This is a genomic window from Ligilactobacillus animalis KCTC 3501 = DSM 20602, from assembly GCF_001434535.1.
In the GTDB taxonomy this organism is placed as follows: domain Bacteria; phylum Bacillota; class Bacilli; order Lactobacillales; family Lactobacillaceae; genus Ligilactobacillus; species Ligilactobacillus animalis.
The window spans coordinates 260,490-275,224 of sequence record NZ_AYYW01000057.1 but is presented as its reverse complement, the minus strand read 5'-3'; the positions used below and the strand labels follow the sequence as shown (position 1 = coordinate 275,224).

13 protein-coding genes and 1 pseudogene are annotated in these 14,735 nt (G+C 41.5%); 13 read left to right on the top strand and 1 reads right to left on the bottom strand.

Annotated features, from left to right (window positions below; all coding sequences use genetic code 11):
* Positions 1–253: 253 nt before the first annotated feature.
* The 12 genes and pseudogenes from gmk to FC30_RS09165 all read left to right on the top strand — a co-directional run bounded on the left by gmk (position 254) and on the right by FC30_RS09165 (position 13,693).
* Positions 254–868, top strand: a complete 615-nt coding sequence (gmk, locus tag FC30_RS09220) for a guanylate kinase (RefSeq protein WP_010688870.1) — start codon at positions 254–256, stop codon at positions 866–868.
* A gap of 128 nt (positions 869–996) precedes the next feature.
* Positions 997–1,206, top strand: coding sequence for a DNA-directed RNA polymerase subunit omega (rpoZ, locus tag FC30_RS09215; RefSeq protein WP_004047376.1), 210 nt, complete (start codon positions 997–999; stop codon positions 1,204–1,206).
* Positions 1,207–1,319: 113 nt separating this feature from the next.
* Positions 1,320–2,510, top strand: a complete 1,191-nt coding sequence (gene coaBC / locus FC30_RS09210) for a bifunctional phosphopantothenoylcysteine decarboxylase/phosphopantothenate--cysteine ligase CoaBC (protein ID WP_010688872.1) — start codon at positions 1,320–1,322, stop codon at positions 2,508–2,510.
* Complete coding sequence (gene priA / locus FC30_RS09205) at positions 2,510–4,930, top strand: primosomal protein N' (RefSeq protein ID WP_010688873.1); 2,421 nt, start codon at positions 2,510–2,512, stop codon at positions 4,928–4,930. Before coaBC ends, priA begins: the two co-directional genes overlap by 1 nt.
* Positions 4,931–4,957: 27 nt before the next feature.
* The gene (fmt, locus tag FC30_RS09200) at positions 4,958–5,923 is read left to right on the top strand and encodes a methionyl-tRNA formyltransferase (protein WP_010688874.1); all 966 of its coding nucleotides are present in this window, start codon (positions 4,958–4,960) and stop codon (positions 5,921–5,923) included.
* The gene (rsmB, locus tag FC30_RS09195) at positions 5,904–7,253 is read left to right on the top strand and encodes a 16S rRNA (cytosine(967)-C(5))-methyltransferase RsmB (protein ID WP_010688876.1); all 1,350 of its coding nucleotides are present in this window, start codon (positions 5,904–5,906) and stop codon (positions 7,251–7,253) included. Before fmt ends, rsmB begins: the two co-directional genes overlap by 20 nt.
* Before the next feature lie 3 nt (positions 7,254–7,256).
* Entirely contained in the window at positions 7,257–8,006 is a 750-nt protein-coding gene (locus FC30_RS09190; RefSeq protein ID WP_010688877.1) for a Stp1/IreP family PP2C-type Ser/Thr phosphatase, read from the top strand.
* Positions 8,003–9,697: a Stk1 family PASTA domain-containing Ser/Thr kinase gene (gene pknB / locus FC30_RS09185; RefSeq protein WP_010688879.1), complete on the top strand. Its 1,695-nt coding sequence runs from the start codon at positions 8,003–8,005 to the stop codon at positions 9,695–9,697. The genes FC30_RS09190 and pknB overlap by 4 nt, the downstream gene beginning before the upstream one ends.
* 21 nt (positions 9,698–9,718) lie before the next feature.
* Positions 9,719–10,606 carry a ribosome small subunit-dependent GTPase A gene (gene rsgA / locus FC30_RS09180; RefSeq protein ID WP_010688881.1) on the top strand — a complete coding sequence of 296 codons (888 nt, stop codon included), beginning with the start codon at positions 9,719–9,721 and terminating at the stop codon, positions 10,604–10,606.
* A 14-nt stretch (positions 10,607–10,620) separates the two neighbouring features.
* Positions 10,621–11,271 carry a ribulose-phosphate 3-epimerase gene (gene rpe, locus FC30_RS09175; RefSeq protein ID WP_010688882.1) on the top strand — a complete coding sequence of 217 codons (651 nt, stop codon included), beginning with the start codon at positions 10,621–10,623 and terminating at the stop codon, positions 11,269–11,271.
* A 1-nt stretch (position 11,272) separates the two neighbouring features.
* Entirely contained in the window at positions 11,273–11,920 is a 648-nt protein-coding gene (locus FC30_RS09170; protein WP_010688884.1) for a thiamine diphosphokinase, read from the top strand.
* A 132-nt stretch (positions 11,921–12,052) separates the two neighbouring features.
* Positions 12,053–13,693, top strand: a pseudogene (locus tag FC30_RS09165) (peptide ABC transporter substrate-binding protein).
* Positions 13,694–13,796: 103 nt separating this feature from the next.
* Here FC30_RS09165 and rpmB read toward each other — a convergent pair.
* Positions 13,797–13,982, bottom strand: coding sequence for a 50S ribosomal protein L28 (gene rpmB, locus FC30_RS09160; RefSeq protein ID WP_004047397.1), 186 nt, complete (start codon positions 13,980–13,982; stop codon positions 13,797–13,799).
* A 380-nt stretch (positions 13,983–14,362) separates the two neighbouring features.
* On the opposite strand from rpmB, the gene FC30_RS09155 reads away from it, so the two are divergent.
* Positions 14,363–14,725, top strand: coding sequence for an Asp23/Gls24 family envelope stress response protein (locus FC30_RS09155; RefSeq protein WP_004047399.1), 363 nt, complete (start codon positions 14,363–14,365; stop codon positions 14,723–14,725).
* The last annotated feature ends 10 nt before the right edge of the window (positions 14,726–14,735 follow it).

Sequence of the window (14,735 nt, the reverse complement as noted above, 5' to 3'; positions counted from 1 at the left end):
AACAATGTAGAAGAATGTACTTAAACTTCTATATTGTTCTACATTTTATATAGCAGAATTAGGAATTTTGGAAGTGGTACCATATATACAATAAGTGGTTCTTGATTAGGGGAATGCTCATGACATGAAAAGCCCTAGATTTTTTTGAGAAAATTTAATTAAAATCTGTAAAAATGGACATGACGACTTGAAAAAAGCCTTAAAAAAGTGCACAATGGTATATAAACTTATAAATTGAGGAGTTATAAAGCGCATGGCTAAAAGAGGAATGTTGATCGTCCTTTCAGGTCCTTCTGGTGTGGGGAAGGGTACTGTGCGAAAGGAGATCTTTTCACAAGAAGGAAACAACTTTGACTATTCGATCTCAATGACGACTAGACAAATGCGACCAGGCGAAGTTGACGGTAAAGATTATTACTTCGTTTCAAAAGAAGAGTTTGAAAAAGAGATCGCTGACGGAGGCATGTTGGAGTATGCTCAATATGTTGACAATTATTATGGTACACCATTAAAATACGTTAATGAGATGCTTGATGCGGGTAAGGATGTCTTTTTGGAGATCGAAGTCAAAGGTGCAATGCAAGTACGTGAAAAAGTTTCTGACGGCTTGTTCATCTTCTTGACCCCACCTGACCTAATGGAACTTCGCCAACGGATCATCAATCGCGGGACTGATGATCTAGAAACGATCGATAAGCGTATGGAAAAGGCAAAAGACGAGATCGAAATGATGCAAAATTACGATTACGCGGTCGTAAACGATGAAGTTGCTAAGGCAGCTGAAAAGATCAAAACGATCATTCGGGCTGAACGTTGGCGTGTTAAACGTTTCTTGCCTGATTATAAGAAACAATTAGGGGTCGACTGACCGCTTTAAGTCGAGAGCTAAGAAGTTTAAATGTGAGGCAATAGCGCAATAAATCTAGGAAAGGAAGAGACTATATTCTTCACAAGTTTATTTTGACTTGTTCACATTCATATAGTCGAGAATATTCAATGATTTTATATCCATCAGTAGATGAACTTTTAGAACGTGTCGATTCACGTTACTCTTTGATCATGCTTGCATCTAAGCGTGCCCATGAACTTGATGCTGGGGCACATCCAATGTTAAGCGAATATGAATCGGTAAAAAGTGTTGGCCGAGCTTTAGAAGAAATCGTTGCCGGTGACCTTAAGATCAAATCTGAAGGTGAAGAAGGCTAATATAGTAGAGTGAGACTGAGGTTGACCTTGGTCTCATTTTTTTTGAACAACTAAAAATATTAAATTTGAGGAATGTGCTAAAATATGTATAGATAATTAAAGGGGCTGATTTTTTGGAGAAAAAACATATAGCGCTCTATGTAAGTGGTGGGATCGCGGCCTATAAAGCAGCTATTTTGGCGCGACTCTTCGTTAAACAAGGGGCAAAGGTCAAGGTCGCAATGACTAAAGCGGCGCAAGCGTTTGTTACACCACTAACTTTTAAGGGCTTGACCCATCAAGAAGTTTATACCGATCTCTTTGAAAATGATTCACCTGTACCACATATCAAGTTAGCCGATTGGACCGATCTAGCTGTGGTAGTACCAGCTACAGCTAATGTGATCGCTAAAATGGCTAATGGGATAGCTGATGACTTTGTAACGACTGCTCTATTAGCGACGGCAGCGCCTAAATACGTTGTGCCTGCCATGAATGATAAAATGTGGGCTGATCCTGCAACAAGGCGCAATATTGCACGATTACAGGCCGATGGTGTTGCAATTTTAGAGCCAGTGAATGGTCTATTAGCTGAAGGTTATGCCGGTAAAGGCCGGATGCCCGAACCAGAAGCTATCTATGCTTGGATCGCTGACGTAGAAAATATCGAACAAGATCTTAGAGGAAAAAAAGTTTTGATAAGTGCAGGCGGGACCCGAGAAGCGATCGATCCAGTCAGATATATCGCCAATCGTTCGAGTGGAAAAATGGGATATGCCTTAGCCAAGCGAGCTTTAGCCCGGGGAGCAGAAGTTACCTTGGTCACTGGCCCGACTAAACTAACGCCACCAGCAGGGGTCACGACATATGAGATCCAGACTGCCGCAGAATTAGAGGAAGCGATGCTCACCCATTATGCCAAACAAGATATTGTGATCATGGCAGCCGCAGTGGCGGACTATCGCGTTAAAACAGTTGCAGAACAAAAGATCAAGAAAAATGCTGAAACATGGCAGTTAGAGCTCGTAAAAAATCCGGATATCTTAAAACGGTTAGGCGAATTAAAGCGTGAGCAAGTATTGGTTGGCTTTGCGGCTGAAACGACCGATCTTTTAGCGCATGCAACTAAAAAGTTACAGCAAAAAAATGCTGATCTCTTAGTTGCAAATGATGTTTCACGAAAAGATATCGGCTTTGGGGCTGACGATAATGAAGCCTGGCTATTGACAAGAAAAAACGCACCTAAAGCTACGGGTAAGCTAAAAAAGACGCAATTAGCTGATCTGATCTTGAGTTCTGCTTTGCAGTTACGAGGTGAGAGCTGATGGCACGTTATGCGCAAGTTATTGTTGATGTGCCCGCCATGCAGACTAATCGTCCCTATACGTATGAGTTACCGCAAGAATTACAGGATCAAGCTCAGGTAGGGATGCGAGTGATCGTTCCTTTTGGTAAAGGAGAACGCCAGATCCAAGGGTTTATCGTCGGTCTGACTGATGAATATGAGCTTGCGATCGCTCCTAAGCGCGTTACAAGTTTAATGGACTTAGCCCCAGTTTTGAATAATGAAGCTTTACAATTAGCCGATTGGTTAGCCCAAAAGACATTTTCATTTAAGATCCGTTGCCTGCAAGTGATGTTGCCTAATGTCATGCGTGCGAGTTATTCTAAGAGTTTACGTTTGCTTTCGGCTGTTGAATTACCGCAAGAACTGAACTCACTTTTTGCTGGAGGATCCGAGATCGAATTTGATGAGAGCAAATTGTCGGCACAACAATTGAATAAGTTAGCACAAATGCGCCAAGCTGGTCATTTAGAAGTGGTCTATCATGTTAAAGATCGGGCTAAAGCTAAGCTAGTCGGGGTGGTGACTTCACTGGTCGATGAACAAAATTATACTCAATTCAAAGCTAAAGTGCGGAAAAATGCCCATAAACAATTGGAGTTATTAGAATTTTTATACCAAAATCCGCACCAAAGTTTTTTGCAAACAAAGCTACAAGCAGATTTACAAGTCAGTCTAAATCAATTAAAAAAAGCGGCTCAGCAAGGCTGGCTAAAATTAGCTCAGCAAGAACGCTATCGTGATCCCTATGGTGATAAAACGCTCCAAGTAACTACGCCCAAGCAATTAACGCCTGAACAACAGCGAGCGGTCGAACAGATCGATCAAGCGATAACAGCTAAAAATGCGACTACATTTTTATTGGAAGGTGTGACTGGCAGTGGTAAGACAGAAGTCTATCTGCAAGCGATCGCCCATGCATTGAGCCAAGGACGTTCGGCTTTGATGCTCGTACCAGAAATATCGCTGACGCCACAGATGGTCCAAAGAGTCAAAGAGCGTTTCGGCAAAGATGTTGCGATGTTGCATAGTGCGTTATCAGATGGAGAACGTTATGATGAATGGCGTCGGATCGAGCGCAAGGAAGCCAAAGTCGTAGTTGGTGCGCGCTCAGCTATTTTTGCTCCTTTAGATGATCTTGGGCTGATCATTATTGATGAGGAGCATGAAGCGAGTTATAAACAAGAAGATATGCCCCGTTATCAAGCCCGGGATGTGGCGCTTTGGCGTGGAAAATACCACAATTGTCCCGTCGTTTTAGGCTCAGCGACCCCAGATCTAGCGACGCGTGCGCGGGCGCAAAAGGGTGTTTATCAACAATTGAATTTAACTAAACGGATCAATGGTAGCTCTTTGCCACAGGTCACTTTAGTCGATATGCGTGAAGCGGTCAAAACAGCGCCTGCTCCAGATTTTTCGCAGATATTGCTTGATCAGATCACCGAACGTTTAGCTAGAAAAGAACAGGTCGTCTTGATGTTGAATCGGCGTGGCTATTCGTCGTTTGTTTTGTGTCGCGATTGCGGCTTTGTCTTGAAGTGTCCGAATTGTGATGTTTCGTTGACCTTACACATGGATACGCACTCGATGAAATGCCATTATTGTGGTCATGAAGAAGCGATCCCGAATCGCTGTCCGAGTTGTGATAGCAAAAAGATCCGTTACTATGGGACCGGAACTCAAAAAGTCCAAGCTGAGTTAGAAAAGTTATTGCCTGAAGCAAGGATCTTACGGATGGATGTGGATACAACACGTAAAAAAGGCGCACATGAGCGGTTATTAGCTAAATTTGGAGCGCATGAAGCTGATATTTTATTAGGAACACAAATGATCGCTAAAGGGTTAGACTTCCCCGATGTGACTTTAGTTGGAGTTTTAAATGCTGATACATCTTTGAGTTTGCCAGATTATCGTTCGAGTGAACGGACTTTTCAACTTTTGACCCAGGTAAGTGGACGGGCTGGACGGGCCGATAAGACCGGCCAAGTGGTCATTCAGACTTATAATCCCGAGCATTATGCGATCCAGTTAGCCTGTCGTCAAGATTATGAGCAATTTTTCTTCTATGAGATGAATTTGCGCCATTTGAACAATTACCCGCCGTATTACTATACGATCAAGATCACAGTTAGTGCTAAAAGTGAGGCAGAAGCTGCTAAAGAAAGCTTTGCGATCAAAAAAGGACTCGACCAATGCTTGAGCCCACAAGCGCTAGTTTTAGGGCCAACGCCAAGTTCGATCTTAAAGATCAAGAATCGGTTTTATTACCAATTAGTGATAAAATATAAACAAGAACCCGCTTTGGAAAAATATTTACAAGACTTGCTCTTACAAAGCCAAAGCGGTGAGAAAAAAGGGATCATGGTCGTGATCGATCGTGAACCAGTCAATTTTTTATAATGTTAAGTAAAGAGGATGATAAGTGAAATGACATCAGTAGTATTTATGGGGACACCACAATTTGCTGCCCCGATCTTAGAAGGTCTAGTGACCAATGGATATGACGTAAAAGCAGTCGTGACCCAACCAGACCGTTATACAGGACGTAAACGAGTCTTGACAGCTTCACCAGTCAAAGAAATGGCTTTAAAACATGGGATCAAGGTTTTACAACCAGAAAAGATCTCAGGGAGTCCTGAGATGCAAGAGATCATTGATCTACATCCAGATTTGATCATTACCGCCGCTTTTGGTCAATTTTTACCTACTAAACTGATCCAAGCAGCAAAGATCGGCGCGATCAATGTTCACGGTTCCTTGTTGCCTAAATACCGTGGGGGGGCTCCGGTACAGTATGCGATCATGAATGGGGATGATAAGACAGGTGTCACGATCATCTATATGGTCAAGCAGATGGATGCGGGCGCAATGTTAGCTCAAAAAGAGATGCCGATCGGACCAAAAGACGATACAGCTTCGATTTTTGAAAAGATGAGTATCTTAGGGCGCGATACCTTACTAGAAATGCTACCACAATTGATCGCAGGTGAGATCAAACCAGTTGAACAAGATGAGACTAAAGTCGTCTTTTCACCAACGATCAAACCAGCAGAAGAGAGCTTGAGTCTAGATCTGACAGCTAAAGAACTCGACTGGAAGATCCGTGCATTACGCCCAGCTCCAGGCGCATACTTTGCCGATCTCAAAGGTAAGCGGACTAAATTATGGGAGATCGAACCATTGACGCAAACAACTGAGTTTGAAGCTGGGACAGTGGTCGAAGTTTCAAAACATGAGCTGATCTTAGCTGCAGCTGAAAATACGACTTATAGTGTCAAAATTTTACAACCAGCAGGTAAGCCTAAATTAAAGATCACCGATTATTTAAATGGTGTTGGTCAAGGACTAAAAGTAGGGCAAAAGGTAATTTCAGATGGCAAAGAAGATAAATAAGACACCACGTTATTTAGCGGTTGAATTGCTTGAAAAAGTCGAAAAGCAAGGCGCATATTCAAATTTAGCACTCAATCAAACGATCAAGCAAAATGAACTGACAAAGCGGGATGCCCATTTATTGACTAATATCGTCTATGGTGTGATCCAACATAAGCTTACTTTGGAATATTATTTAAAGCCTTTTATCAAACGGCCAAATAAATTACAAAGTTGGGTCAAACAACTGCTTTTAACGGCGCTTTATCAACAGATATATTTGGATAATATTCCTAAACGGGCGGTCTTTAATGAAACGATCGAGATCGCTAAAGTTAAGGGGCATGCTGGGGTCCGAAAGTTTGTCACAGGGATCTTACATGCAATCGATCGCCAAGGCATACCGAGCTTAGATGCGATCACTGATCCGATCGAAGCTTTGAGCATTGCGACTAGTACACCGCGGTGGTTGGTCGAGCAGTTGCAAAAAGAGGTCGGTACAGCTAAAACTAAAAGTATCTTAGAAACTATCAATCAAGCACCAAAGCAAACCGTCCGTATCAATACTAAAGTAACGACAGCTGAGGCCCTAGCGGCGCAGTTAGAAGCGGAAAAACTTGAAGTAGCTAAAAGTCCAGTCACGCCGTTAGCATTGCAAGTCAACACTGGCTTTATTCCAGCAACAGAAGCTTTTAAAACTGGTCAAGCGATCGTGCAAGATGAAAGTGCGATGTTGGTAGTTGAATCGATGGCGATCAACGCTGGTGACCAAGTTTTAGATGCTTGTGCAGCACCAGGCGGAAAGACTACGCAGATCGCTGCCCAGTTAGAGACCGGCCAAGTTACTAGCTTGGATATCCATAAGCATAAAGTCGCTTTGATAGAACAAAATGCGCTCCGGGCCCATGTTGAGGCGCAAGTGAAAGCTTTACAAATGGATGCACGCAAGGCGTCCGAAGAGTTCGCTAAGGAAAGTTTTGATAAAATACTAGTAGATGCTCCTTGTTCAGGGATCGGTCTGTTACGGCGCAAACCTGAGGTCAAGTATGAGAAAAAATATCAAGACTCATTAGACCTTCACCGGATCCAAGTTAGCATTTTAGATGCGGTGGCACCGTTACTAAAAGTCGGTGGCACCCTGACATATAGTACCTGTACGATCTTAGACAGTGAAAATCAACAAACTGTCTCGGCGTTTCTAAAAGCCCACCCAGAATTTGAGCAGGTCAAAACCAAAACGGCTTTTGAGCTCAAAGCCGACCGTCAAGAGCTGGGCTTGACGATCTATCCTGATGATCACTTATCGGATGGATTTTATATCGCAACATTAGTTAAAAGAACTGAGGTGTAACAGATGAAGATCGCATATACAAGTGATGTTGGTCAAGTCCGCCAAGTCAATGAAGATCGCGTCGCAACTTTTAAAAATAAAGCTGGCTTTAGCTTTGCGATCGTAGCAGATGGCTTAGGCGGACATTTAGGTGGGGAAGTTGCCTCTGAAATGGCAGTTTCTCACCTCGGCTACCTATTTGAACAGACAGAATTAAGTGATGCAACAGCAGCGATAAAATGGCTCGAAGATCAAGTGATCGTTGAAAATAATAGTATTTTGAAACGAGCTGATCAATATCAAGATCTAGCTGGAATGGGAACGACACTTGTATGTGCGATGATCTTTGCCGACCAGATCGCGATCTCAAATATCGGTGATAGTCGAGCGTACTTGTTACATGCCGGTGAATTTGAGCAGATCACAGAGGATCACTCTTATGTCAATGAATTAGTCAAGCGTGGTGAGATCAGCAAGGAAGAAGCTAAACATCATCCGCACAAGAATATTATTACACGGACGTTAGGGGTCTCTAAGCAAGCTAAGATCGATTCATGCATTTTAAAGCTATTGCCGACCGATATGTATTTACTCTGTTCGGATGGCTTGACGAATATGTTAGATGATGAAAAGATCAAGCAGATCTTAGAGTTGCCCGAACTGTCTTTGCAAGCAAAAGCTGAAAAACTAGTTGAGCAAGCTAATTTAGCTGGAGGTTCGGATAATATCACAGTTTTGATAATTTGGTCAGATGAGGAGGACGATGAAAAATGAGAGCCGGTTATGCGATCAATGGTCGCTACCGCATCATCCGCTCTTTAGGCGAAGGTGGCATGGCTAATGTTTACCTAGCTTACGATCTGATCTTAGAACGTGAGGTGGCAGTCAAGCTCTTGCGTCTAGATCTAAGCGACGATAAAGCTGCAATCAGGCGCTTTCAACGTGAAGCCAATTCGCTGATCGAGCTCGATGATCCACATATCGTTGATATTTTCGATGTTGGTGAAGATCATGGTATGCAATATTTGGTAATGGAATATGTTAAAGGGATGGATCTCAAGCGCTACATCGAAAAGCACAAGCCATTAGCCTATGCTACAGTGATCGAGATCATGGAGCAGATCTTGTCAGCCGTAAAAGAAGCGCATAGTCATGGGATCATCCATCGCGATCTAAAGCCCCAAAATATCTTATTAGATGAAGCGGGAAATGTTAAAATAACTGATTTTGGGATCGCGATCGCCTTAGCCGAAGAAACTATGACTAAGACCAATACGCTGATGGGATCAGTTCATTATATCTCACCCGAACAAGCGCGGGGCAGCATGATAACTCAACAATCTGATATTTATTCATTAGGGATCATTTTGTTTGAAATGTTGACAGGGCGCGTTCCATATGATGGTGAAACAGCTGTTTCGATCGCATTGAAACATTATCGCAGTCAAATGCCATCGCCCCGTTCGTTTAAGCAAGATATCCCCCAAGCCTTAGAAAATATCGTTTTGCATGCTACTGCTAAAGATTGCGCTGATCGTTATCAAAACGTGGAAGAGATGCAAGCTGATCTAGCAACTTGTTTAGATGAAAAACGAACAGCTGAGCCACGTTGGCGTCCGCGGATACATGTGGAAGAAGAGACTAAGATCTTACCTAATTTTTATGATGAGGTAGCTCGTGAAGATAAAAACTTAACTAAGACGGTACAAATTACACCAGAACCTAAAAAAGCCGTGAAAGTTCGGCCTAAGCGGTTGAAAATTTGGTTGCTAGTGATCTTAGCGTTACTAGTGGTTCTTGGGGCGATTGTTTATACGCTTCCAAGAGATGTATCGGTCCCTAATTTAAAGGGAATGCATAAGAAAGAAGCGGTCCAGTTATTGGAAAGTCAACGCTTGAGTCTAGGTAAAGTGACTTACCAATACGATGACCGCTATGATGTAGGCTGTGTGACCTTTACCTCTCCAAGTAAGGGAACGACAGTCAAACAGCGCACTAAGATCGATCTGATCTTATCTAAGGGGCTACCTAAAAAAGCTTTTGGCGATTATCGTGGTCGTGATTTTAGTGATGTTAGTCGTAAATTGAAAGCTCAAGGGGTCACGGTCAAACAAAAGAAACAGTATTCAGATAGCGTAGCAAGTGGTGAAATAATTGCCCAATCGATCTCACCTAAAAAGAAAGTTGCCTTTGCCAAAACAACGGTAACATTTACAGTCAGTCAAGGCCCTAACTTAGAAGGAATGATCGATCTAACAGGCTATACTTTGAGTGAAGCTAAGGAATATGCAAGTGAATGTGGTTTAGAATTAGTTGTGAAAAAAACATCAAGTTCAAAGAAGAAAGCTACGTTTGTGATCGCCCAAGAGCCAGCAGTAGGGACACCTTTGCACGAAGGTGATGTTTTGGAGATAACTTTGGGTAGTAAGACTGAAAATATTCCCTACAACTATGAAGTAGAATAGAAATGAAAGGTGATAGAGTAATTGACAAAAGGACAGATCAGACAATCTTTAAGTGGCTACTATGATGTGGTCACTACTGATGGTGTAGAGTATCGAACTAGAGCACGAGGAAATTTTCGCAAAAAAAAGCAAACTCCGCTGGTGGGGGATTGGGTAGAGTTTAAAGCGCAAAAAGCCGACGAAGGATATATTTTAGAGATCTATCCGCGAAAAAATCAGTTAGTCAGACCACCAATGGCCAATTTAGACACAGCTCTGGTAGTTACCGCATGTGTCCAACCGGATTTTTCCAGTAATTTACTTGACCGTCAGTTAGCGATGTTAGAGGCGAATGATGTCTCACCAGTTTTGTATTTTTCAAAATATGATCTTCTTACCGAAGAACAAAAAGCCAAGCTTGATCCGATCCTCAACTACTATGCTAAGTTTTATCCGGTCTATCGGGGCAGCTTGCCAGCTCGACCGGAGACGTTAGAGACGATGTTAGCAAATTTACATCATCAAGTCATCGTTGTTATGGGGCAGACTGGTGCGGGCAAGTCCACACTTTTGAATCAGTTAGAGCCCAGTTTAGAGCTAGCAACTGGCGAGATCTCTAAGGCCTTAAGTCGTGGACGGCATACGACACGTAAAGTTTCACTTTTGCCGATCGGAGATAATCTATTAGCTGATACGCCTGGTTTTTCATCCTTTGAATTATTAGAGATCACTAAAGAACAACTTCCAACGCTCTTTCCAGATCTAGTAGCTCATCAAGCTGACTGCAAATTCAGGGGATGTATGCACATCAATGAACCTAAATGTGCAGTCAAGGCAGCAGTCGAGGCGGGAGAGATCATGCCTAGTCGCTATGCTAATTACCAGTTGTTTCATGATATGATCATAAATCAAAAACCTAAATATAGATAACGGAGGAATTTAATATGAAAATTGCACCTTCAATTTTAAGTGCTGATTTTGCAAATTTAAAAGATGATGTTTCTGTAGTAGAAAAGGCAGGCGCTGAATATTTACACATCGATATAATGGATGGCCATTTTGTCGATAATTTAACATTTGGAGCTAATGTAGTAAAGGCTTTGCGCAAGCATTCAGAATTAGTTTTTGATTGTCATATGATGGTCGATGAACCAGAAAAATATATCACTGATCTAAAAAATGCAGGTGCTGATATCGTTGGGGTCCATTTAGAAGCCACACCGCATATCCATCGTGTTTTGAGCCAGATCAAAGCTAGTGGTCTGAAAGCAGAAGTTGTTTTGAATCCAGGGACACCAGTTATGGCGGCAGCAGAAATTTTACCGCTAGTCGATCAAGTTTTGATCATGACAGTCGACCCAGGTTTTGGTGGTCAAGCTTTTATCCCTGAAACAGTTGCTAAGGTAGCTGAATTAGCAGCTTATAAAAAAGAACATGGGCTTGACTTTGAGATCGAAGTTGATGGTGGGATCAATGCTGAAACGATCAAAGAAGTTGCCCAAGCGGGAGCAACAGTTGCAGTTGCTGGTTCATACGTTTTTAACGCAAAAGATCCAGCAATGCAGATCGCAACGTTAAAAGAAGCTGCTAGATAGGATGCAAGTAAATTTATTAGTCGGAGGTCCAGTGGATTATCTGCCACCGGGGCTTTTGCAAGCTAAGAAAAATGAACGCTGGGTCGGAGCTGATATGGGAGCAGTCCGCTTATGTCAAGCAAAGATCAAGCCCTTATTAGCTGTTGGCGATTTTGATTCTGCAACTGCAGAACAAGTCAAGTTAGTCACAGAAGCCAGTCAAGCTATCTGTAGTTTACCGGCAAAAAAAGACTATACCGATACTGAAGTAGCATTGTTAGAGATCGAGCGCCGGTATCATCCGGAACAGATCGTGGTCTACGGGGCCACTGGGGGACGAAGTGATCATTTTTTGGCTAATTTATTTAGCGTTTTACGTTTAGATTTTCCGACATTTGTGCCTAAAGTTTGCTTCAAAGACTGTCAAAATGAAATTCGATTTTATTTACCTGGAAGTTATACATTAACTAAGTTAGAAGAAATGAGTTATCTCTCATTTATTTCCTTAACACCGGTAACTAAACTAACGCTCCCTGATGAAAAATATCAATTATTTGAGCAAGATCTTTCACTGCCAACTGCATATGTCAGCAATGAATTTGTTGGCGAAAGTGCTAGTTTTAGCTTTGATAGTGGCGTGTTGTGTGTTATTCAAAGTAAAGATAGTTAAAGAAATAATGGTCGTCAATTATTTGGCGATCATATTTTTTTGCAAAAAAATATTGCTTTTTGATTTGTTTTAGATTGAAATTAACAAAACATTAATTAATGTTAAATAATATATAGCATGAGGGGGAGTATTATGAAATTTAAACGATTGGTGACTGGGGCACTTGCTTTAGCAGCCACGGGCTTATTAGTGACAGCTTGTTCAAACAAGCAAAAGGCAAATTCTACAGGGTAGGTAGCTTCAAAACAAGTCTTGAATTGGAGTTATCTAGCTGAACTGGCAACGCTTGATCCATCGAAGGTCTCGGATGCCTATAGTGGTGATATCATCAATAACTCGATGGAGGGGCTATATCGCTTAGGAAAAAACAGCAAGATCGAACTAGGATTAGCGACACAAACAGAAGTCTCAGATGATAATTTGACATATACTTTTAAGTTAAGAAAAGATGGTAAATGGTCTAATGGAGATAAGGTGACCGCGCATGATTTTGTTTATGGTTGGCGCCGAACTGTTGATCAAAAAACGGCCTCACCATACGCTTATCTCTATAGTGGAGTCAAAAATGCTGATGCGATCGTTAAAGGTGAAGCTAAACCTGAAACTTTAGGGATCACAGCTAAAGATGATCATACCTTAGTGGTAACTTTGGAGAAGCCGATCCCATATTTCCAACTATTATTAGGCTTTGAACCATTCTTACCTCAAAATCAAAAAGCAGTCGAAAAATTTGGTGATGAGTATGGAACTTCGGCTAAAACCATGGTCTATAATGGACCATTCGTAGTTGAAGGTTGGACAGGTTCTAACTTGAATTGGAAACTTAACAAAAATCCAAATTATTGGGACAAAAAGAAAGTCAAACTCGAAACGATCAACTTTAAGGTCAATAAGAGCACAACGACATCGTATAATCTCTATCAAAGTAAGCAACTCGACTACACGACTTTGAGCAATGAACAGGCTAAGCAATTGGCAAAAGATCCAGCATATAGTACCTTAAAACAAGCCCGGACTACCTACCTAGACTTTAACCAGACAAAGGAAAGTTTTAAGAATTTAAAGATTCGGCAAGCACTATCCTATGCTGTCGATTGCCAAGAATTAGCTAAAAATATCGTTGGCGGTGGTTCGCAACCAAGTCTAGGGATCGTTTCTCAAGGTCTAGCTGAGTACAAAGGCCAAGACTTTGCTCAGGCAGCGAAAACGACAGCTGGTGTCAGCTATGACAAGAAAAAAGTCAAGGAATTATTGAAGGAAGGTTTGGCTGAATTGGGCCAAGATAAATTATCATTTACTTTAATGAGTAGTGATGATGATATTTCAAAGAAAGTGGCTGAATTTATCCAAAGTCAGCTGGAAGAAAATCTATCTGATGTTAAAGTTTCAGTCCAAAGTGTACCATTGAAAACACGGATCGCCCGTGGTGAAAAAGGTGACTTTGATGTTCAGTTAAGTGGTTGGTCAGCCGATTTTGCTGATCCGATCAGTTTCCTAGATCTCTTTACAAAGGATAATTCTTATAACTTTGGTAAATGGGAAAATGCAGAATACGACCGCTTGATCGAAGCTTCCAAAACGACTGATGCGAGTGATAAAGCGAAGCGTTGGGATGATCTAGTTCAAGCGTCTAAAGTCTTAAGTGAACAACAAGGTGTGGCGCCGCTTTATCAAACTAATGTACCGCAGTTGATAAATGTGACTGTTAAAGGTTTGATCCAAAATTCGGCAGGTGCTACTAATAATTGGAAAGAAGTTTATATCGTTGAGTAGATAAAAACTCCCCGTAAATAGCCTAGTGCTACCTACGGGGAGTTTTTATGTGTTTTTAAGGTAAAATAAAAAGCCCTCAAGTTGGGGCCTGTAAACGCCTCGATTAGACGCGTGTAACTTTACCGGATTTCAAAGCACGAGCTGAAACCCATACCTTCTTAGGCTTGCCGTCAACCAAGATGCGTACCTTTTGCAAGTTTGGCTTCCAGCTACGGTTTGTTTGGTTCAAAGCATGGGAACGCTTCTTACCAAAAGTTGTCTTACGACCAGTTACAAAATCTTTAGCCATGATTATATCCTCCCTTATCTCGAATTAAGGAGCAAGGGGTCTTGCTCATTCACTAAATAAAATTATCATAGATAGCGCGCGATTGCAATAGTTTTCTATAAAGTAATTTTGCTTGACAGCTATAAATGCCTAAAATATAGGCTTTTCCAAAAGTTAAATTTTTATCTAAACCAATATTAGTGGCCTAATAGGGGAGAATGCTAGTATTTAAAGGGTAAAAAAGATAAAATGAACAACTGTTTTTGGGCAATTGCGATAAACATGGTATAATGAAAGGACAAGTATTGATCGAGCAGTGAAAAACTGAACATCGATTTGATATTTCTTTTCCATTTTTTGGGAAAAGGGAATTGTCTTATTAGTTAAGGAGGCTGTATAAAATGGCTGTTAAAATTCAAAATCAATTTGGAAATATCGATATCAGCAATGAAGTGATCGCAACTGTTGTTGGTGGAGCCGCAACTGAAATTTTCGGGATCGTTGGTATGGCCAGCAAAAACCAGATTCGAGACAATTTGAATGAAATTTTAAAGCGTGACAATTACTCTAAAGGTGTTGTGATTCGTCAAGAAGATGAAGGCATCGCTGTGGATGTATATATTATTGTCGGTTATGGTACAAAGATCTCAGAAGTTTGTCGCAATGTACAAGATAAAGTTAAGTACAATTTAGATTCAATGTTAGGCATTACCGCTGAATCTGTGAATGTTATCGTTCAAGGCGTACGTGTCATCAACGATTAGTACCGCGAAA